Below are 19,453 nucleotides of genomic sequence, written 5' to 3'. Positions count from 1 at the left end.
GACACCAGTACATCAATTGTGATGCCTTTTGTCCAGTCCAAGTTTCTTAAAAAGTGACAAATATCGCTATCTTTTTTAGGAGGTCACGCCTTAGTTGTTGTTTTTTCACAGGACAAACGACTTAGCTCTTTTATTGCTAAGTTATGCCAGTCTAAAACTGAAAACGGGCCCAGGCAAAGTAGACGTTACCGTTATTGTAGGTCCCGGGGATATAGGTCATCTGGAAGGTTGCAGGACCATAACCAATGGATGCCAGTGGCAAAATGACCGGAATGGGAATGTAATTCCAGTTATCTCGCGCCGTCACGCCCAGCGTGTACCCCAGACCAAGATGAAAATTGTCGTCGGCTAACGGACGCCAGGTTTTCTCCCAGCCATAGCCGCCAATCGGCTCCCATTTGTTAAACGAGTCCTTAAAGGCCATCAGATACAGGCCATGCCAGTTGCCTTTATCATCCCAGCGGGAAACCCCGAATCCTGCCCCCCACGGACGCTCGTTATACTTATCGGTCTTTTCTTTGTCATAGGCAAAACGGGCATGCCAGGTAATCGCGGGAACATACAGATCGTAGTGTTCAGGTTCCTGCCAGGTCTGCCCGACGTTGTCACTTAAGGTGTTATACCCATCGCGAATCGTCGACGTAAACGACGCGTTAGCCACGCCACAAGAGAGCATTACCCCTAAAAAACTAATAAAAAACAATACGAAATGACGTTGTCTCAACACTTATCTCTTACCAATATCAATTTTAAAGCGCAATAAGTTAGCAAGTATAATCTTAATATTGCCTTAACGAAATCAGGTAAGTTTCTGATTTATGATCGGAAAAACAGCAAGCTTTTCACCTTTCCGTTTTGTGATAGCGGCCGCCCCTCGACTGATGATTGCAGGATTCTCATCGGTTTATTGATTTGCATCAGCATGTTTTGCCCATGAATTAGGCACATTCGCTTACTTAATTTTATCTTCACTTTGTTTATTAGCAGATTCTTTGGGTGAAAGGCTTAGGGGTAAAAAATGCTTACGCTAGTTGAGATTCTGATTGGCATTGTGGTCATTGTGGGCGTTGCCCGCTATATCATAAAAGGCTATTCCGCCACCGGCGTGCTCTTCGTCGGTGGTTTGACGTTACTTATCGTCAGCGCGTTGATGGGACACAAGATTTTACCCGGCGATACGAAAAGCACGGGGTATTCCGCAACCGATATCATCGAATACGTCAAAATTCTCCTGATGAGCCGCGGCGGCGATTTGGGCATGATGATCATGATGCTCTGCGGATTCGCCACCTATATGACCCATATTGGCGCCAACGATATGGTGGTGAAGCTGGCTTCTAAGCCGCTGCGCTACATTAACTCCCCCTATCTGCTGATGATCGCCGCCTATTTCGTCGCCTGCCTGATGTCGCTGGCCGTCTCCTCGGCGACCGGCCTGGGCGTTCTGCTGATGGCCACCCTGTTCCCGGTGATGGTGAATGTCGGTATCAGTCGCGGCGCCGCGGCGGCCATTTGCGCCTCGCCGGCCGCAATTATCCTCTCTCCGACCTCCGGCGACGTGGTGCTGGCCGCCAAAGCCGCAGAAATGCCGCTCATCGACTTTGCGTTTAAAACCACGCTGCCGATCTCCATCGTCGCGATTATCGGCATGGCCATCGCCCACTACTTCTGGCAGCGCTACCTGGATAAAAAAGAGAACGTCGCGCACGAAATGCTCGATGTGAACGAAATCACCACCACCGCCCCCGCCTTCTACGCCCTTCTGCCCTTTACGCCGATTATCGGCGTCCTGATTTTCGACGGGAAATGGGGCCCGGAACTGCATATTATCGCCATCCTCGTGCTCTGCATGCTGCTGGCGGCCGTGCTGGAGTTCGTTCGCGGCTTTAATACGAAAAACGTTTTCGCCGGACTGGAGGTCGCCTATCGCGGTATGGCCGATGCCTTCGCCGGCGTCGTCATGTTGTTGGTGGCCGCTGGCGTCTTTGCCCAGGGTCTGAGCACCATTGGCTTTATCAATAGCCTGATCTCAATTGCCACATCATTTGGCTCGGCGAGCATCATTTTAATGCTGGTGCTGGTCATTCTGACCATGCTGGCGGCAATGACCACCGGTTCCGGTAACGCGCCGTTTTACGCCTTCGTAGAGATGATCCCGAAATTAGCCCACTCTTCAGGCATCAACCCGGCCTATCTGTCCATTCCTATGCTACAGGCTTCAAACCTGGGCCGTACTATTTCGCCGGTCTCGGGCGTCGTGGTTGCCGTTGCCGGGATGGCCAAAATCTCCCCCTTTGAAGTGGTGAAGCGGACCTCTGTTCCGGTTATCGTCGGTCTGCTGGTGGTGATTATCGCCACCGAAGTTCTGGTACCCGCTAGCGCGCTTTAATTAACGCGAAAAGGCGCCAGCTGGCGCCTTTTTTATGCTTTAATCATTTCCTGTAAATCATTGTCACCCACTATCAGGATTAAAAATGTTCAGGAAGGATTTCGTCGCCATTGCCCTTTTGTTAACGGCAACCCAGGCTGGCGCTGAACCACTCACCGCAACGCAATATGGCGATTTCGACCGTTATGTACTGGCTTTGTCATGGCAAACAGGGTTCTGCCAGAGCATGCATGACAGAAATCGTAGCGAGCCGGAAGAGTGTCGTTTGCAGCAGGAACTACCGAATAAAGCGGATTTCCTGACGGTACATGGCCTCTGGCCTGGCTTGCCAAAATCCATTGCGGCGCGCGGCGTCGACGATCGGCGCTGGATGCGTTTTGGCTGCGCCACCCGCCCTGTCCCCAACATGCCTGAAGTCAAAGCCGGGCGTAAATGCCAGGCCGCTGAAACCGGGCTGTCGCTGGAGATGGCGAATAAACTCAACAGCGTGATGCCGGGCGCCGGCGGCAATTCGTGTCTCGAGCGTTATGAATATGCGAAACACGGCGTCTGCTTCGGCTTCGATCCCGATAGCTACTTTGGCACGATGGTGCGTCTTGATAGTGAAGTGAAGCAGAGCCCGCTGGGCCTCTTTCTGGCGAAGCATTACGGGCAGAGCGTCAGCCGCGATGACTTCGATGCCGCCGTCGCGCAGGCATATGGTAAGCAGAGCGTGAAGGCATTCAAGCTGACCTGTAACGGCAATCCGGCTTATTTAACCGAGATACAAATCGCCATCAAAGCGGAGGCCATCAATCAACCGCTTTCAGCCAATGGCCTCTTGCCTCAGCCTCATCCGGGGAATTGCGGCAAACAATTTGTGATTGATAAAGCCGGCAACTGATGATTCGGCGGCGTAAGCCGCCGGTCGATTATGCGCGAATAAAATCCAGCAAATCCTGGTTAATCTGGTGCTTATGGGTCGTACAGATCCCGTGAGACCCGCCCTGATAGACCTTTAATTCGCCGTCAGGCAGCAGCTGCGCCGCCACTTTCCCGCAGGTTTCAAACGGGACAATCTGGTCATCATCACCATGAATAACCAGCGTCGGAATGGTCATCCTGCGCAGATCCTCACGCAGGTCGGTTTCAGAAAACGCTTTAATGCAGTCGTAAAGCGCTTTTATTGACCCCTGTAACCCCTGCTCGACAAACCCTTCGCGCACCGCTTTTGACTCCATGTCCTCGACGATCGTGAGCAATCACGCGGAATCCCTGCGATCCGAGAAACAGCATTTGATCTTCAAAAGCATCAGCCGTTAACGGCCAGCCGTGGCTAAATACCACCGGTTGCCCGCTTCCCCAGTCTTTAAAATACAGATAACTACCGTCGTTAAGAGTAAGTTTGTCAAAACCGCTCATTTCAGTCTCCTGTACTGGAAGGGTACTACCTGATACCGCTTAAAAAGGATAAGACAGATTTTTCGGTTGTGACGGCATTATCATAAATTTCATCTCTCCCTTTCGGCGATCATCGCTTAATGTGCGTTTAATCACTTCAAACTGCCGACAAGTCTCAGTATGATGGGACGACATTAACCCTTGCCTTTCGGTGAGGGTTTTCTTTTACGGACAGGTTCCTGGATAACACGGAGTATGCGATGACCAGACCCGCAATCATCATTAATGAGCTCGATGCAGAACGCATCGACAGGCTGCTCGAACAGCCGGCTTTCGCTAATTCCCCGGTGGCAGATGCGCTGAACGACGAGCTGGATCGCGCGCAAATGCTGGCACCGGAAGCAATGCCGCATGATGTCGTCAGCATGAACAGCAAAGTCAGATTTCGCGATTTGACCAGCGGTGAAGAGCGCGTGCGGACACTGGTGTTTCCCTCGCAGGTGACGGACAGCGCAACCCAGCTTTCCGTGCTCGCCCCGGTTGGCGCCGCGCTGCTCGGCCTGAAAGTCGGCAGTGCCATCCACTGGGAGTTACCGGGCGGAGCATCGGCCCATCTCGAAGTGCTGGAGCTGCTTTACCAGCCGGAAGCCGCAGGTGAGTTTCATCGTTAATTCTCCCGCTGCCTGAGGCGTTTCACGCTTTATTCAGAGGATGTCTTCGCATCCTCTTTCTGCCCCCCCTCTCTCGTGGTACTGACAAAATTTTACCCCCCTATCCGCCTGAGCTGACAGTTTTGCGAGCTGAATGACACTATATCTTCCTATAATGTGTTGATATAGAAACAGGCGAACAAGGAGGAATGCATATGTATAAAACTATCATTATGCCCGTTGATGTTTTTGAGATGGAGTTGAGCGACAAGGCCGTCCGCCACGCGGAGTTTTTGGCCCAGCAGGATGGCATTATTCACCTGCTCCACGTATTACCCGGATCGTCCAGCTTCACGATGAGCCGCTTTACCGCCGATCTGCGTCGTTTTGAAGAGCACTTACAGCACGAAGCGGAAACGCGCCTGAAAACAATGGCCGGGCATTTCAGCATCGACCCTGCGCGGATTAAAATGCACGTCCGCTTTGGTAGCGTGCGGGACATGGTCAATGAACTGGCGAACGAAATTAAAGCCGATGTGGTGGTGATTGGTTCGCGTAACCCTTCTATCAGCACCCACTTACTTGGCTCCAATGCCTCAAGCGTTATCCGCCACGCCCATATTCCGGTGATGGTCGTTCGCTAACACCAAACGCAAAAGAGGCTACCCTGGGGGTAGCCTCTTTATATGCAGGTGTCGTCTTACTTTATTATGCGGTTTTGGTACGAATCAGATAATCGAACGAACTCAGCGAAGCTTTCGCCCCTTCGCCCGCAGCGATAATGATCTGTTTGTACGGTACGGTTGTGCAGTCGCCGGCGGCAAATACGCCCTTGACGTTTGTTTCACATTTCGCGTCGATGATAATTTCCCCCATCCGGTTGCGCTCGATGGCGCCTTCCAGCCAGTTGGTGTTCGGCAACAGCCCAATCTGCACGAAAATCCCCGCCAGCCCGATATGGTGCTCATCCCCGCTGACCCGGTCACGATACTGCAGGCCGGTCACTTTGCTGCCATCGCCCGTGACTTCAGTGGTCTGAGCGTTGAGAATGATATCGACGTTTTTCAGGCTGCGGACTTTATCCTGCAGGACCTGGTCGGCTTTCATCTCCGGGGCGAACTCCAGCAGGGTCACGTGTTCTACCAGGCCCGCCAGATCGATGGCCGCCTCAACGCCGGAGTTACCGCCGCCGATGACCGCCACGCGTTTACCTTTAAACAGCGGGCCGTCGCAGTGCGGGCAATAGGTCACCCCTTTGGTGCGATACTGATCTTCACCCGGCACGTTCATGTTGCGCCATTTTGCCCCGGTGGCAATGATTACGCTGCGCGCTTTCAGCACCGCGCCGGAGGCCGTTTCAATTTGATGCAGGCCGCCTTCTACCGCAGCCGGAATCAGTTTCGCTGCGCTCTGAGAGTCAATCACATCCACAGCATAGTCGCTGACGTGCGCTTTTAACGCCCCGGCCAGCTTCTGCCCTTCCGTTTTCGGCACAGAGATGTAGTTTTCGATATCCACGGTATCCAGCACCTGACCACCGAAACGTTCACCCATCAGGCCGGTACGAATGCCTTTACGCGCAGAATAGACCGCCGCAGCGGCGCCTGACGGGCCGGAACCGACAATCAGCACATCATAAGCATCGCGTTTATTCAGCTCTTCCGCCGCCCGTTTTTCGGCGCCAGTATCGACTTTAGCGACAATTTCCGCCAGCGTCATACGCCCCTGACCGAACTCCTGACCATTCATAAAGACCGCCGGGACGCCCATCACGTTACGATCGGTAATCTCATTCTGGAAAGTCCCGCCGTCAATCGCCGTATGTTTGATACGCGGATTCAGTACCGCCATCAGGTTCAGCGCCTGCACGACATCCGGGCAGTTATGGCAAGAGAGCGAGTAATAGGTTTCAAACTCAAAATCACCGTCCAGATCGCGGATCTGCTCGAGCAGCGACTGGGTCTCTTTGGACGGATGACCGCCGGTCCACAGCAGCGCCAGCACCAAAGAGGTAAATTCATGTCCCAGCGGAGAACCGGCAAAGCGCGGCCCCTGAAGGGAACCGGGGTTCGCGATCAGGAAAGAGGGCTTGCGGACAGGCAAGCTGTTATCTTCTCTGAAGGTCACTTTTGCCGACAGTTCGGCAATTTCAGCCAGCAGTTCCTTGATTTCTGCCGATTTTGCGCTGTCATCCAGCGTGGCAACCAGCTCAACAGGTTTAGTCAGTTTCTCAAGGTAGGCCTTGAGCTGGGTTTTCATGTTGGTGTCGAGCATTTTTAATCTCCTGCTTAAAAAACATCATCATGCAAGCTGCCTTGCGGGCGGCCTGAATGCGGCTTGCATCATGGTGTTGAAATAAAACGGGCGCAGATGCACCCGCTTGAGGATAAATTCGCAAGCATTTCGTGTTACAGCAAGGCGGCAAGCTTATGAATCCCCGGGAGCTTACATCAGTCAGTAACCGGGGGGACGAAGCATAGCCAACGCACCTGTAGCGCGAAAGGCGTAGTGAATTTTAGATTTTGCCGACCAGGTCCAGAGATGGCGCCAGAGTCGCTTCACCTTCTTTCCATTTCGCCGGGCAAACTTCGCCTGGGTGAGAAGCAACATACTGAGCAGCTTTGATTTTACGCAGCAGGTCAGATGCGTCGCGGCCGATACCTTCAGCGGTAACTTCGATAGCCTGGATGATACCCTGCGGGTCAACAACGAAGGTTGCGCGGTCTGCCAGACCCTGGTCTTCACGCATGTTGTCGAAGTTACGGGTCAGGGCGCCAGTCGGGTCGCCGATCATCGCATATTTGATTTTTGCGATGGTGTCAGAGCTGCTGTGCCATGCTTTGTGAGTAAAGTGGGTATCGGTAGAAACGGAGTACACGTCTACGCCCAGTTTCTGCAGTTCTTCGTAATGGTCTGCCACGTCGCCCAGTTCAGTCGGGCATACGAAGGTGAAGTCAGCCGGATAGAAGAAGAAGACGCTCCAACGGCCTTCGGTGTCTTTCTCGGTAACTTCGATGAATTCACCGTTTTTGAATGCCTGGTTTTTAAAAGGTTTGATTTTAGTGTTAATCAAGGACATCTATACTTCCTCCGTGTTTTCGTTGAGGTCTAAGGTAACGAACTTTTGCTGATTCGACCAATGTGTTTGCATTATCAAATCAATAAGCAATATCTAACAACCGGAACAAGACAGCTTTGTGAACCCGTCGCGACGATCGCCGCGTTTCGTTACTTTTTGCATCCCGCCGCGCTGAAAGTAAAAAGGCCGCCCTCTTCAGGCGGCCCCGTTACCTGAAATACCCGCAGGTAGGTTCAGTGCCAGACAAGCTGGCTATGTGTTGCGCTCTACATTACCTTAATGTAACAGCAAGACCGATTACACCATCCGCGGTAATAAAGGGCAATCCGCTCGCGGGCAGGTCTTACCTATAGCTGTGATAGGCAGCAGCATCTTCTTACCTTACACATTGATTTAACAAGGAATAACCATGTTAAAGCGTCTGTTTTTTCTCAGTTTTTTACCCTTTTTCAGCCAGGCTGAAGATCTGCCGGCTCCTGTAAAAGCGATAGAAAAACAGGGAATTACCATCATTAAGCCCTTCGAGGCGCCGGGTGGGATGAAAGGATGGCTGGGGAAGTATCAGGATATGGGGGTCACTATCTATCTGACCCCCGACGGCAAGCACGCCATTTCCGGCTATATGTACGATGAAAATGGCACTAACCTGAGCGAACAGCTGTTCCAGAAAGAACTCTACACGCCGGCGGGCCAGGCGCTGTGGAAGAAAATGGAAGCCGCCAGCTGGCTACAGGAAGGGAAAAAGGAGGCGCCGGTCATTCTGTATGTCTTTGCCGACCCCTTCTGCCCGTACTGCCTGAAATTCTGGCAACAGGCCCGTCCGTGGGTAGAGTCCGGCAAAGTACAGATTCGCACGCTGCTGGTTGGCGTCATCAAGCCCGAAAGCCCGGCGACGGCCGCCGCGATCCTCGCCACCGCGGATCCGGCGAAAACCTGGCATGACTACGAACAATCCGCCGGAAAAATGAACATAAAAATCCCGGCGAATCTCTCCCCGCAAAAAATGAAGATCGTCAGTGAGAACCAGCAGTTAATGGATCAACTCGGCGCGAACGCCACGCCTGCCATTTACTACATGAACAAAGAGAATATGCTGCAGCAGGTGGTCGGGCTGCCTGAAGCCGACAAGTTGCAGACCATGATGGGAGAAAAGTAACCCGCCCGGTGCGGCTTTCTGGCCAGGTGCTTAAGGAAAAAGAACCTGGCTTACGCCTCTCCAGTCATATACATTCAGTCATGGCGAAGAATAAACGCCCTAATAAATTCATCAAACCAATCATTACAAAAAACAAATACAAAATATTAATAATTTTTATCACCACGACTTCATCCGGATATTAGCAATGGCGAACCTTTACGGCCTGAAAAAATTCGATCTTAACTTGCTGGTTATTTTTGAATGCATCTATCAGCATCTGAGCATCAGTCGAGCGGCGGAAGCATTGTTTATTACCCCCTCAGCCGTCAGCCAGTCATTGCAACGCCTGCGCACTCAGCTTAACGATCCGCTGTTTATTCGTTCGGGAAAAGGCATTACGCCCACCCAAACGAGCATCAACCTGCATTATCTCCTCGAAAAAAACTTAAGCCAGCTAGAGAAAACGATTTCTCTCGTCAACCCGGCCAACTTAAAAAAACGTTTTGTCATTTATAGCCCTCAGTTATTTATTCCCCCCGACTCTTTACAATTAATCCACGCCCTCTACCAGACCCCCAATATGCAGGTGGAACACCATGACCTTCAGCTCACCAGCGACTCGGTGGAAAGTCTGCTCTCGCAGCGTAAGGCGGACCTGATACTCAGTTTATCCCCCTGTAAAAGCGCGGAGATATTCTGCCAGCCCTTCCTGGAGGCTGAGATGGCACTGGTCTGCGGTGAACGCCATCCGCGGGTCGATGAACTGAACGATCGTGCCGCCATCCTGCGGGAAAGCTTCGCCGGTTATCTTTCCACAGAGGTCGGCATAAAGAATTTTCATGCGCAAATGAAAAAAAGTTTACCCGACCGAATGATGACCTTTCGTAGCGATTCGCTGCTGGCGCTCATTAATATGATTAACCAGACCGACCTTATCGGCTTTGTGCCGAAAGCCATACTGAACCACCCGCTCTTCAATCTGAACTTGAGAGTGCTGCCCGTTCCGGTGCCATCTATTATTATCTACATGATTTATCACCAGACGCAGATAAATATGCCCATATTCTCCTCGCCGTTCGATAAAATAATCAACCTGCAACCGCAGGAAAACAATTTATATCATGAATGATTAAATAAAAATCAATATTCCAGCCTAATATAAAACCATAAAAAATGACGGAGATTATTTTCTGTCGTAGCATGACATGCCATTAAATCGTCAACTGCACCTAAGGAACAGAGATCGTGACATTAATAAAATACCCGTTGCCCGAGTCCGTTCTGCAGGCCGCGCAGAAACGCATTGAATGGGTGATGGATAATTTCCCTCGTCTCTGCGTCTCTTTTTCCGGCGGCAAGGACTCCACCCTGATGCTGCATCTGACCGCGCTTCACGCACGACGTACAGGCCGCAAAATTAGCGTGCTGTTTATCGACTGGGAAGCGCAGTTCTCCTGCACCATTACCCATTGCGAAGCGCTCCGGGAAGCGTATCAGGATGTCATCGAACAGTTTTTTTGGGTTGCCCTGCCGTTGACCACGCAGAACTCACTCAGTCAGTTCACGCCGGAATGGCAATGCTGGCAACCAGACGCCCGATGGGTGCGCCAGCCGCCGCCGCATGCCATTACCGACCCCGGCTATTTCTCTTTTTATGTCCCGGGGATGAGCTTCGAAAACTTTGTTCGCGAATTCGCCGACTGGTTTGCCGCGAGCCGTCCCGCTGCGGTCTTAGTTGGCATCCGCGCGGATGAATCCCTTAACCGATTCATCACCATCTCGTCGCGGCGCAAACAGCGCTTTGCCGATGATAAACCCTGGACCACCGCAGCGCCGGGAGGCCACGCGTGGTACGCCTACCCTATTTATGACTGGAAAACCGCCGATATCTGGACCTGGTTTGCCAAAAGCGGACTCACTTATAACCCACTCTATGATCTGATGTATCAGGCCGGTGTACCGCTGCGCTACATGCGTATCTGTGAACCTTTCGGTCCGGAACAACGCCAGGGACTTTGGCTTTATCACGTACTGGAACCTGAACGCTGGGCCGCCATGTGTCAGCGGGTAAGCGGCGCGTGCGGCGGCGGCATCTACGCCGGCCAGGATAACCAGTTCTACGGGCATCGCAAGCTGGAGAAGCCCGGACATCATAGCTGGAAGAGCTACGCCCTGTTTTTACTCGACAGCATGCCGGAAAAAACGGCCGAACATTACCGGAATAAAATTGCCGTCTATCTGCGCTGGTATCAAAAACAGGGGATGGAGGATATACCTGACCTCCAGAAGGCCGATACCGGCGCCAAGGATATTCCGTCCTGGCGACGCATCTGCAAAGTGCTACTGAATAACGATTACTGGTGCCGCATGCTCTCTTTCAGCCCGACCAAACCCAGCCATTACCGGCGCTACCGCGAACGAATGAGTCAAAAACGCCAGCAGTGGGGGATCTTATGCAACAACAAATAATGCACGACCTTGAGCGCTATCTGAACACTCTTCAGGATGCGGAGCGCGTTGAGGCGCTGAACGCTTTTCGCCAGCTTTTACACCATTACAGCCCGTTCAAATCCCATCCCGTTGACTGCGTGCTGTGGGTAAAGCAGGAGCGCGTTTCGCCAAATGATTACAACCCCAACAACCTCGCCCCGCCGGAAAAACGCCTGCTGCTCACTTCGCTGCAAACGGACGGTTTTACGCAACCCATTGTGGTGCTCAGACAAGATGAGGCGCGCTACACCATCGTCGACGGATTCCATCGCCACGAGCTTGCCAGAAACAAAGCGCCGTTAAAACAGCAGTTAAACGGCTATCTGCCGGTCGCCTGCCTGGAAAACCATTCAGCCAGTCGCGATACGCTGATGGCGGCGACCATTCGCCATAACCGCGCGCGGGGCCGCCATCAGATCCCGGCCATGTCAGAAATCGTCCATGAGCTGGCAAACCTGGGTTGGTCAGACGCGAAAATCAGTCAGGAGCTGGGTATGGACGCTGACGAGGTGTTACGCCTGAAACAAATTAACGGTCTTGCCGAACTGTTTGGCGACCGGCAATTTTCTCAGGCGTGGACCGTAAAATAACTACAGCTGGCAGAGACGTTCCGCTGCGGCCAGCAGAGTTGCCGGCTGTTTTGCAAAGCACAGGCGGATGAGCTTGTGCGGGAACGGATCGGCGCAGAACACCGACAGCGGGATCGCCGCGACGCCCACTTCGGTCGTCAGCCAACGGCAGAAGCTCACATCGTCGAGATCGGAAATCGCACTGTAGTCAGCCAGCAGGAAGTAGGTGCCCTCGCAAGGAAGAATCTCCAGACGGCTGCTGCGCAGGGCATCGACAAACAAGTCTCGCCGCTCGCGGTAGAATTCCGGCAGCTGGCGATAGTGCTCCGGCTCATGGCGCAGCATATCGGCGATTGCCAGCTGAGCCGGCGTATTCACCGCGAAGGTCAGATACTGATGAACCTTGCGCAGCTCGGCACTTATCGCCGCCGGCGCCACGCAGTACCCCACTTTCCAGCCGGTCATGTGGAAGGTTTTACCAAAAGAAGAGACCGCCACCGCCCGTTCGCGCAGCTGCGGGTGGGCCAGTACGCTGGCGTGCCCGTGCGACGCAAAGCAAATATGCTCATAGACCTCATCGCTGATCACATAAATTTGATGGTCAGCTATCGCCTGCCACAACGCGGCAAAATCCTCGCGCTGCCAGACCGTCGCCGACGGATTATGCGGCGTGTTCAGGATAACCAGCCGGGTACGCTCACTAAGCGCCGCGGCAAATTCTTGCCAGTCAACGCGAAAATGGGGCGGCTGCAAAGCGATACGTTTCAACACGCCGCCGGACAACTCCACGGCCGGCGCGTAGCTGTCGTAGCTTGGGTCAAAACAGATAACCTCATCGCCGGTGCGGACCAGCGCGGTAATCGCCGCATACAGCGCTTCGGTCGCCCCCGCCGTGACGGTTATATCGCTGTTGGCATCCGGGCGATAGCCGTACAGTTCAGCGGTTTTATCGGCAATCGCCTCACGCAAGGCCGGGACACCGGTCATCGGCGCGTACTGGTTAGCCCCCTGAGCGACATGATACGCCAGGCGCTCCTGCAGGTAGCGCGGCCCGTCAAAATCCGGGAACCCCTGCGACAGGTTGATCGCCCGGTGTTCCTGCGCCAGCGCGCTCATCTGGGTAAATATGGTGGTGCCAAGCGAAGGGAGTTTACTTTCAGGAATCAGTGGCTTATTGCTCATTGTATAATTACCGATTGTAATGCTGTTGTTGAAGCCACTATAACACGATGTTAGTATTTGGCAATCAAGACGCTTAGACGTCTAAATGATAATGTTATGCCGGTTCTCGCCTGAAGCAGCCCTATCACGGCGCACCGCCTACTCTGGAGAAACCATGATCCGCGCTATCGTGACCGATATTGAAGGTACCACCAGCGACATTTCTTTTGTCCACAACGTTCTGTTTCCATACGCCCGCGAGCGGCTGGCGGCCTTTGTCACCGCGCAACAGTACGCCGAGCCGGTGAAGACGATCCTTGATAATCTGCGAACGGAAATCGGCAACCCCGCCGCCAGCGCCGCCGAACTGATTGATACCCTGCTGGCCTTTATGGATGAAGACCGCAAGTCAACGGCGCTCAAGGCGCTGCAGGGCATTATCTGGCGCAAGGGCTATGTTAACGGCGACTTTACCGGCCATCTCTATCCGGACGTTCTGCCCGCGCTGGAAAAATGGAAGTCTCAGGGAATTGATTTATACATATATTCCTCTGGATCCGTTGCGGCGCAGAAATTGTTATTTGGCTACAGCGATGAAGGTGATATTACTCATCTGTTCAGTGGCTATTTCGATACCTTGACGGGAGCCAAGCGAGAAACGCAGTCCTATCGCAATATTGCCGAACAGTTGGGGCATCATCCGGCGACGATTCTGTTCCTCTCCGATATTCATCAGGAGCTGGATGCGGCAGAAGCCGCCGGTTTTCGCACGATCCAGCTGGTGCGCGGCGACCGCGATCCTGCCAGCCATCACCCGCAAGTTCAGCGTTTTGACGACATTTATCCGGAGCAGATCCCAGCATGAGCGCATTAACGATTTATTCAGAAAAAGACGCCGGTACCCCTCTCTGGCATAGCACCGACGGCGATGAAATCCAGCAGCAGCTCAACGCCAAAGGCGTGCGCTTCGAACGCTGGCAGGCCGACCGTGATTTAGGCCCTTCTCCGACATCCGAGACGGTGCTTGAAGCCTATCAACACGCTATCGCGAAGCTGGTGGCGGAAAAAGGTTACCAGAGCTGGGATGTCATCAGCCTGCGCGCGGATAATCCGCAGAAAGAGGCGCTACGCGCGAAGTTTCTCAACGAACACACCCACGGTGAAGACGAGGTCCGCTTTTTTGTTGAAGGCGCCGGGCTGTTCTGCCTGCATATCGGCAATGAAGTGTTTCAGGTGCTGTGCGAGAAGAACGATCTGATTTCAGTACCGGCCAATACGCCGCACTGGTTTGATATGGGCCCGGAGCCTGATTTCACCGCTATCCGCATTTTCGACAACCCGGAAGGTTGGGTGGCGAAATTTACCGGCAACGATATCGCCAACGCCTACCCGCGGCTGGCATAACGCCACAATGCGCTAGCGCCGGGTGGCGGCTACGCCTGACCCGGCCTACGCCATCCATAGCTTCCCGTAGGCACATGCCAGCGAAGCGCCTGCAAGTGTTCATCAAACAGCAGCGCTTTCACGCGCGAGGTGCCGATATCGATTCCGGGATAAAAATCCATGCCTGACCCGTTAGTGGAGTGAAATTTAGTCGCGCTCGTAGCGGCGGCGCATCAGCTCGCACTCGAACAGAAACTCCAGTCCTTCCAGCTGGCGACGGGCCTCATTAATATCTTTGCCCCAGCAGGTCAGACCGTGGCCACGCAGCAGGAAGCCGTAGCGCAGCGGGTTGGTCTGCGCATAATCTTCAATGCGCGCCGCCAGAGCGTCGATATCCTGATCGTTATCGAAAATCGCCACCGGTACGCTATCGAGGTGACTGTGCTGACCGGTCAGGGTTTTCTGCATTTCATAGCCCTGCAGCGCCAGCGTCCCGCTCTTCTCGATGCGCGACAGCACCGTCGCGTTGACGGTATGGACGTGCAGCACGACGTTAGCCTCAGGAAGCAGGCGATACACCAGCGTATGCAGACCGGTTTCAGCAGACGGTTTACGCCCGGAAGGCGCTTTATTGCTGGCGATCTCCACCTGCAGGAAATCCTCCGTCGTCAGGCTGCCTTTATCGCGCCCCGACTCGCTAAGCCAGCACCAGGTCTCATCCTGACGCACCGACATATTGCCGCCGGTCGCCGGCGCCCAGCCTTTCGCGCCGATCCAATGACAGGTGGTAACCAGCTGCGCGAGTCTTTCTTGCCACATAGCAGTTCCTTAGTTTAGCGATGTTAATTTGAGAACCTGTACGGGCAGGCGTTATTGTTGCGGGCAGTCTGGACATGGACAGCGCGCAACACCCGGAACGTACACGCAGTACGTGAGGAGCATTCGCGACGTTCCCCCTTCGGGCCGCCATCAAAGGCGCTCAAAACTCGACGAGTTTTGTGCTCACAGCCGTGGTCCAAATGGCCAATAAAATAGCCTGACGAAAGATTCTTTAGCCGTCTAAATGGCTATTTATCCGATACTAACACCGCCAGCTTAAGTGAACAATATTTCAGTAAAGGCTTACATGGGTAATGGTTATATCAGAAATGCATATGAAATCACGGTTTTTAACAATGACATAACCGAGACTTTTCATGCTCCCCATATTACCGGCTACCGGCGGTCAAAAAGACGGGGGATCGTTCTGTGGGAAAGAAGTGCGATGCGCGCATCTCGGACATTGCCCGCTCCACACCCCGTAGGTAACCTCCCCCCGTAGGCCCGGTAAGGCGTCAGCCGCCACCGGGCAAAATATGCAGAATGCCCATTCACTCACGCGAAGCTGCGGCCACCTGGCGTTCTGGCTCAGGCCGTTGCTGGCGCAAACGCCCCGGCCGCCACCTGCTCCGGGGTGACCACGCCGCTATCCAGCACCCAGCCGCTAATCAGCGCCGCGGGGGTGACGTCAAAGGCCGGATTGTAAACGGCGGCATCTTTCGGCGCCCACTGCACCGCGCCAAAGCTGCCGGCGACGCCGGTGACTTCCGCTGCCGCCCGCTGCTCAATCGGGATCGCCTCGCCGTTCGGACAATGGCGATCGAGAGTGGTTTGCGGTGCCGCCACGTAGAACGGAATAGCGTGATACTTCGCCAGTACCGCCAGCGAGTAGGTGCCTATCTTATTCGCCACATCGCCGTTAGCCGCGATACGGTCAGCCCCGACCCATACGGCATCAACCTGCCCTTTAGCCATCAGACTGGCGGCCATCGAATCGGTAATCAGCTGGTAAGGCACCCCCAGTTCGCCCAGCTCCCAGGCGGTCAGTCGCCCGCCCTGCAGCAGCGGACGCGTCTCGTCGACCCAGACGTTTTCCACCCGCCCGCGCTGATGGGCCAGCGCAATCACTCCCAGCGCCGTCCCTACGCCCGCCGTCGCCAGACCGCCGGTATTACAATGCGTCAGCAGGCGACTGCCTGGCGTCACCAGCGCGCTGCCCGCCTCGGCGATACTGGCGCACAGCTGTTTATCTTCCGCGATCAGGCGCAGCGCTTCCGCTTCCAGCGCCTCGGCATAGTCCTCTGCTGCCAGCGCCAGCTTCATGCGATCGAGATTGTTCATCAGGTTTACCGCCGTCGGGCGCGCAGCGCGCAGCGTTTCCAGCGCCTGAGCCAGTTCGTCCCGGCTGAGGCCGCGCCGGGCCAGCAGCGCCAGCAGCAGACTGGCCGACAGGCCGATTAACGGCGCCCCGCGCACCCGCAGCGCGTGAATATGGTCCATCAGCAACGAAACGTTATCCGCCGCCAGCCAGCGTTTTTCCTGCGGCAATGCCTGCTGATCAAGAATAAAAAGCTGATTTTCGCTTACCCGCAGGCTGGTGGTCTGTAGTGTCTGCATATCGTTAAATCCCTGTTGCGTTGTTGTGTCACATTGTGTCAGGATGAAATCCAGAAGTATAGACGTCTGAACGGCTTAATCAGAACTTTTGAGGATCGAGGCAATGTCGCAATACCATACCTTCACCCCCGGCGATGCCGTGGCATACGCACAACAATTTGGCGGCATCGATGACCCGTCTGAGCTGGTGTCCGCGCAGGAAGTGGGGGACGGTAACCTCAACCTGGTCTTTAAGATTTATGATACCCACGGCGTGAGCCGCGTTGTCGTGAAGCAGGCCCTGCCCTACGTTCGCTGCGTAGGGGAATCCTGGCCGCTGACCCTCGACCGCGCCCGTCTTGAGGCGCAAACTCTGGTGGCGCACTACCAGCACGCCCCGCAGCACACGGTGAAAATCCACCACTTCGACCCCGAGCTGGCGGTCATGGTGATGGAGGATCTCTCCGATCACCGTATCTGGCGCGGCGAGCTGATTAACAACGTTTACTACCCGCAGGCCGCCAGCCAGCTAGGGGAATACCTGGCCCAGGCGCTGTTTCATACCAGTGATTTCTACCTCCATCCGCACGAGAAAAAGGCGCAGGTCGCCCGGTTTATCAATCCGGAGATGTGCGAAATCACCGAAGACCTGTTTTTCAACGACCCGTATCAGCTTCACGAACGCAATAACTACCCGGCCGAGCTGGAAGCTGAAGTGGCCGCTCTGCGTGACGACGCGTCGCTCAGGCTGGCGGTCGCATCGCTGAAACATCGCTTCTTCTCGCACGCCGAAGCCTTGCTGCACGGCGATATTCACAGCGGTTCCATTTTTGTCGCCGAGGAGAGTTTTAAAGCCATCGACGCGGAATTCGGCTATTTCGGTCCGATAGGTTTTGATATCGGGACCGCTATCGGCAACCTGTTGTTGAACTACTGCGGCCTGCCGGGACATCTGGGCATTCGCGATGCCGCCGCGGCTCGCGAACAGCGTCTGCACGATATTCAGACGCTGTGGAATACTTTTGCCGAACGCTTCCACTCTCTGGCGGCGGAGAAAACGCGCGATGCGGCGCTGGCCTGGCCCGGCTATGCCTCCACGTTCCTGAAAAAAGTGTGGCACGATGCGATTGGCTTCTGCGGCACCGAGTTGATTCGCCGCAGCGTCGGCCTGTCCCACGTCGCCGATATCGAGACGATTCAGGATGCGGCCATGCGCCACGAGTGCCTGCGCCACGCAATCACCCTGGGTAAAGCATTGATTGTGATTGCCGACCGTATCGACAACGCCGAAGAGCTGGTGGCACGGGTGCGGCAGTACAGCTAAGCGCAGTCTGTATGCCGGGTGGCGGCTTACGCCTTACCCGGCCTACGGCTCTTTGACATCTTCCCGGCATAGGGTCCTGATGCCTTCTCCGGCCTACGCGCCTGACGCCTTATCCGGCATCTCGTCCGGGGTTTTGTAGGCCGGGTAAGCGCAGCGCCACCCGGCAAAAAACTATCCGCGATACTCAATCACCGACAGCCCGCCATTGTAATCCGTGCTGTAGATAATTCCCTGGGCATCGACGAACACGTCGCAGGACTGAATCACCTGCGGACGACCCGGACGGGTATCCATCATTTTCGCCGGGGCGGCAGGCACCAGCGCCCCGGTCTCCAGCGGTCGGTAAGGGTTGGAAATATCGTAAGCGCGAACGCCCGCATTCTGGTAAGTGGCGAAAATCAGCGTTGAGCTGATAAAGCTGCCGGGGCGATTCTCATGCAGATTATGCGGACCAAAGTGCGCCCCTTTCGCCACGTAGTCGGCTTCATCCGGCTGCGGGAACGTGGAGATACTCACCGGGTTTGTCGGTTCGCGGATATCAAACAGCCAGATCAGCTTCTCGCCATCCTGCTGGTTATCGAGCACCGCCTCATCCAGCACCACCAGCAGATCCCGGTCCGGCAGCGGCAACGCGGTATGGGTTCCGCCGCCAAACGGCGGGCTCCAGTTGCGATGGCTGATCAGTTGCGGCTGGGTTCTGTCCTTCACGTCGAGCAGCGTCAGGCCGCCGTCGCGCCAGCTACCGTAAGCGGTATCGCCGGCAATAATCGCGTGATGCAAGGCATAGCGCTTGCCTTCCGGCCACTGCGGGGTCTCCCCCGCCGCCTGGTTCATCCCCGGCAACCACCAGCGCCCGGCCACTTGCGGCTTGCGCGGATCCGCCAGATCGATAGTCAGGAAGATATAATCGCTAAAACCGTCGATCAGCGCGGAAACGTAGGCCCAACGACCGCCAACGTACCAGATCCGATGAATGCCGATACCGCTGAGCGACAAAAAGCCAATCTCGCGCGGATGCTCCGGACGCGAAATATCGAACACGCGCAGCCCGGCGCTCCAGCCGCGATCCTGCACATCGCTGACCGTCTCGCCCACCGAGCGGGTGTAATACACCTTCTCGTCGGCAAAGCGGGTGTCGGCAAACAGATCGCGGGCATTAATGACCAGCAGGAGATCATCATGCGCCTGCAAATGCACGTTCCAGGTCCCCGGCGGCGCGGCAACGTAGTTTACCGCTTTCGGATGCGCCGGATCGCGCACGTCCACCACCGAAAAACCCTGCGACACCATATGGCCGATATACGCAAAGCCACGGTGTACCATGAGCTGGACGCCGTCGGGGCGTCCTCCCTGATCGCTATGCCCAATCAACCGCATATTGCGGCTGTATTCTGGTGTGGGTAACGCCGTCACGCAACCTCCTGTTGTCCGGTAGCGCCGCGCTTACCGCGCCTACGGCTGTAGGCCGGGTAAGG

Annotated in this window: 18 protein-coding genes and 2 pseudogenes; 11 read left to right on the top strand and 9 right to left on the bottom strand. The window is 55.0% G+C overall.

Annotated elements, in window-relative coordinates; all coding sequences use genetic code 11:
* Positions 1 to 151: 151 nt before the first annotated feature.
* On the bottom strand, positions 152 to 727 hold the full coding sequence (gene pagP, locus FNY10_RS02020) for a lipid IV(A) palmitoyltransferase PagP (protein ID WP_100685922.1): 576 nt from the start codon (positions 725 to 727) through the stop codon (positions 152 to 154).
* Positions 728 to 1,018: 291 nt separating this feature from the next.
* On the opposite strand from pagP, the gene dcuC reads away from it, so the two are divergent.
* Both dcuC and rna read left to right on the top strand, forming a co-directional pair.
* Entirely contained in the window at positions 1,019 to 2,389 is a 1,371-nt protein-coding gene (gene dcuC, locus FNY10_RS02015) for an anaerobic C4-dicarboxylate transporter DcuC (RefSeq protein WP_131047642.1), read from the top strand.
* Positions 2,390 to 2,474: 85 nt separating this feature from the next.
* The gene (gene rna / locus FNY10_RS02010) at positions 2,475 to 3,272 is read left to right on the top strand and encodes a ribonuclease I (protein ID WP_100685924.1); all 798 of its coding nucleotides are present in this window, start codon (positions 2,475 to 2,477) and stop codon (positions 3,270 to 3,272) included.
* 28 nt (positions 3,273 to 3,300) lie between these two features.
* Here the strand turns inward: rna and FNY10_RS02005 are convergent.
* Positions 3,301 to 3,790 (bottom strand): annotated as a pseudogene (locus FNY10_RS02005) (alpha/beta fold hydrolase).
* A 239-nt stretch (positions 3,791 to 4,029) separates the two neighbouring features.
* Here FNY10_RS02005 and rnk point away from each other — a divergent pair.
* Together rnk and uspG are read left to right on the top strand one after the other, a co-directional pair.
* Positions 4,030 to 4,440 (top strand): nucleoside diphosphate kinase regulator, encoded by a 411-nt coding sequence (gene rnk / locus FNY10_RS02000; RefSeq protein WP_032688893.1) that lies wholly within the window; start codon positions 4,030 to 4,032, stop codon positions 4,438 to 4,440.
* 194 nt (positions 4,441 to 4,634) lie between these two features.
* Complete coding sequence (gene uspG / locus FNY10_RS01995; RefSeq protein ID WP_100685926.1) at positions 4,635 to 5,063, top strand: universal stress protein UspG; 429 nt, start codon at positions 4,635 to 4,637, stop codon at positions 5,061 to 5,063.
* Positions 5,064 to 5,127: 64 nt separating this feature from the next.
* Here the strand turns inward: uspG and ahpF are convergent, their stop codons facing one another.
* Positions 5,128 to 6,693 (bottom strand): alkyl hydroperoxide reductase subunit F, encoded by a 1,566-nt coding sequence (gene ahpF / locus FNY10_RS01990; protein WP_100685927.1) that lies wholly within the window; start codon positions 6,691 to 6,693, stop codon positions 5,128 to 5,130.
* Between the two features lie 241 nt (positions 6,694 to 6,934).
* A complete protein-coding gene (gene ahpC / locus FNY10_RS01985; protein WP_100685928.1) occupies positions 6,935 to 7,498 on the bottom strand; it encodes an alkyl hydroperoxide reductase subunit C in 564 nt (187 codons plus the stop codon).
* A 409-nt stretch (positions 7,499 to 7,907) separates the two neighbouring features.
* On the opposite strand from ahpC, the gene dsbG reads away from it, so the two are divergent.
* The 4 genes from dsbG (at position 7,908) to FNY10_RS01960 (ending at position 11,716) form a co-directional block, all read left to right on the top strand.
* Positions 7,908 to 8,654: a thiol:disulfide interchange protein DsbG gene (dsbG, locus tag FNY10_RS01975; RefSeq protein ID WP_100685929.1), complete on the top strand. Its 747-nt coding sequence runs from the start codon at positions 7,908 to 7,910 to the stop codon at positions 8,652 to 8,654.
* Between the two features lie 187 nt (positions 8,655 to 8,841).
* Complete coding sequence (citR, locus tag FNY10_RS01970) at positions 8,842 to 9,765, top strand: DNA-binding transcriptional repressor CitR (protein WP_131047640.1); 924 nt, start codon at positions 8,842 to 8,844, stop codon at positions 9,763 to 9,765.
* Positions 9,766 to 9,881: 116 nt separating this feature from the next.
* The gene (locus tag FNY10_RS01965) at positions 9,882 to 11,105 is read left to right on the top strand and encodes a phosphoadenosine phosphosulfate reductase (RefSeq protein ID WP_131047639.1); all 1,224 of its coding nucleotides are present in this window, start codon (positions 9,882 to 9,884) and stop codon (positions 11,103 to 11,105) included.
* Complete coding sequence (locus FNY10_RS01960; protein WP_141965110.1) at positions 11,090 to 11,716, top strand: IbrB-like domain-containing protein; 627 nt, start codon at positions 11,090 to 11,092, stop codon at positions 11,714 to 11,716. The genes FNY10_RS01965 and FNY10_RS01960 overlap by 16 nt, the downstream gene beginning before the upstream one ends.
* Here FNY10_RS01960 and FNY10_RS01955 read toward each other — a convergent pair whose 3' ends face one another.
* Positions 11,717 to 12,862, bottom strand: a complete 1,146-nt coding sequence (locus tag FNY10_RS01955) for a pyridoxal phosphate-dependent aminotransferase (RefSeq protein WP_160702565.1) — start codon at positions 12,860 to 12,862, stop codon at positions 11,717 to 11,719.
* A gap of 169 nt (positions 12,863 to 13,031) precedes the next feature.
* On the opposite strand from FNY10_RS01955, the gene mtnC reads away from it, so the two are divergent.
* Both mtnC and FNY10_RS01945 read left to right on the top strand, forming a co-directional pair.
* Positions 13,032 to 13,721, top strand: a complete 690-nt coding sequence (mtnC, locus tag FNY10_RS01950; protein ID WP_160702025.1) for an acireductone synthase — start codon at positions 13,032 to 13,034, stop codon at positions 13,719 to 13,721.
* Entirely contained in the window at positions 13,718 to 14,260 is a 543-nt protein-coding gene (locus FNY10_RS01945) for a 1,2-dihydroxy-3-keto-5-methylthiopentene dioxygenase (protein WP_100685935.1), read from the top strand. The genes mtnC and FNY10_RS01945 overlap by 4 nt, the downstream gene beginning before the upstream one ends.
* An 86-nt stretch (positions 14,261 to 14,346) precedes the next feature.
* On the opposite strand, the pseudogene FNY10_RS27265 reads toward FNY10_RS01945, so the two are convergent.
* The 3 genes and pseudogenes from FNY10_RS27265 to mtnA all read right to left on the bottom strand — a co-directional run.
* Positions 14,347 to 14,421: pseudogene (locus FNY10_RS27265) on the bottom strand (hypothetical protein); the annotation flags it as partial.
* A 25-nt stretch (positions 14,422 to 14,446) separates the two neighbouring features.
* Entirely contained in the window at positions 14,447 to 15,058 is a 612-nt protein-coding gene (locus FNY10_RS01940) for a methylthioribulose 1-phosphate dehydratase (RefSeq protein ID WP_160702026.1), read from the bottom strand.
* A gap of 588 nt (positions 15,059 to 15,646) precedes the next feature.
* Positions 15,647 to 16,675, bottom strand: coding sequence for an S-methyl-5-thioribose-1-phosphate isomerase (gene mtnA / locus FNY10_RS01935; protein ID WP_160702028.1), 1,029 nt, complete (start codon positions 16,673 to 16,675; stop codon positions 15,647 to 15,649).
* Positions 16,676 to 16,778: 103 nt separating this feature from the next.
* Here mtnA and mtnK point away from each other — a divergent pair, with 103 nt between their 5' ends.
* Positions 16,779 to 17,978: an S-methyl-5-thioribose kinase gene (mtnK, locus tag FNY10_RS01930; RefSeq protein ID WP_160702030.1), complete on the top strand. Its 1,200-nt coding sequence runs from the start codon at positions 16,779 to 16,781 to the stop codon at positions 17,976 to 17,978.
* A 171-nt stretch (positions 17,979 to 18,149) separates the two neighbouring features.
* On the opposite strand, the gene FNY10_RS01925 is transcribed toward mtnK, so the two are convergent.
* On the bottom strand, positions 18,150 to 19,391 hold the full coding sequence (locus FNY10_RS01925; protein ID WP_131047634.1) for an LVIVD repeat-containing protein: 1,242 nt from the start codon (positions 19,389 to 19,391) through the stop codon (positions 18,150 to 18,152).
* Between the last annotated feature and the right edge of the window lie 62 nt (positions 19,392 to 19,453).

Source organism: Klebsiella sp. Lac1 (assembly GCF_009825425.1).
In the GTDB taxonomy this organism is placed as follows: domain Bacteria; phylum Pseudomonadota; class Gammaproteobacteria; order Enterobacterales; family Enterobacteriaceae; genus Klebsiella; species Klebsiella electrica.
This window is presented reverse-complemented; position numbering and strand designations above follow the sequence as displayed.

Excerpts from the sequence above, each read along its gene's own strand:
- rnk (WP_032688893.1), top strand. The coding sequence starts at position 4,030 with ATGACCAGACCCGCAATCATCATTAATGAGCTCGATGCAGAACGCATC.
- ahpC (WP_100685928.1), bottom strand. The coding sequence starts at position 7,498 with ATGTCCTTGATTAACACTAAAATCAAACCTTTTAAAAACCAGGCATTC.
- FNY10_RS01945 (WP_100685935.1), top strand. The coding sequence starts at position 13,718 with ATGAGCGCATTAACGATTTATTCAGAAAAAGACGCCGGTACCCCTCTC.
- FNY10_RS01940 (WP_160702026.1), bottom strand. The coding sequence starts at position 15,058 with ATGTGGCAAGAAAGACTCGCGCAGCTGGTTACCACCTGTCATTGGATC.
- mtnC (WP_160702025.1), top strand. The coding sequence starts at position 13,032 with ATGATCCGCGCTATCGTGACCGATATTGAAGGTACCACCAGCGACATT.
- FNY10_RS01960 (WP_141965110.1), top strand. The coding sequence starts at position 11,090 with ATGCAACAACAAATAATGCACGACCTTGAGCGCTATCTGAACACTCTT.
- ahpF (WP_100685927.1), bottom strand. The coding sequence starts at position 6,693 with ATGCTCGACACCAACATGAAAACCCAGCTCAAGGCCTACCTTGAGAAA.
- uspG (WP_100685926.1), top strand. The coding sequence starts at position 4,635 with ATGTATAAAACTATCATTATGCCCGTTGATGTTTTTGAGATGGAGTTG.
- mtnA (WP_160702028.1), bottom strand. The coding sequence starts at position 16,675 with ATGCAGACACTACAGACCACCAGCCTGCGGGTAAGCGAAAATCAGCTT.
- rna (WP_100685924.1), top strand. The coding sequence starts at position 2,475 with ATGTTCAGGAAGGATTTCGTCGCCATTGCCCTTTTGTTAACGGCAACC.
- dsbG (WP_100685929.1), top strand. The coding sequence starts at position 7,908 with ATGTTAAAGCGTCTGTTTTTTCTCAGTTTTTTACCCTTTTTCAGCCAG.
- dcuC (WP_131047642.1), top strand. The coding sequence starts at position 1,019 with ATGCTTACGCTAGTTGAGATTCTGATTGGCATTGTGGTCATTGTGGGC.
- citR (WP_131047640.1), top strand. The coding sequence starts at position 8,842 with ATGGCGAACCTTTACGGCCTGAAAAAATTCGATCTTAACTTGCTGGTT.
- mtnK (WP_160702030.1), top strand. The coding sequence starts at position 16,779 with ATGTCGCAATACCATACCTTCACCCCCGGCGATGCCGTGGCATACGCA.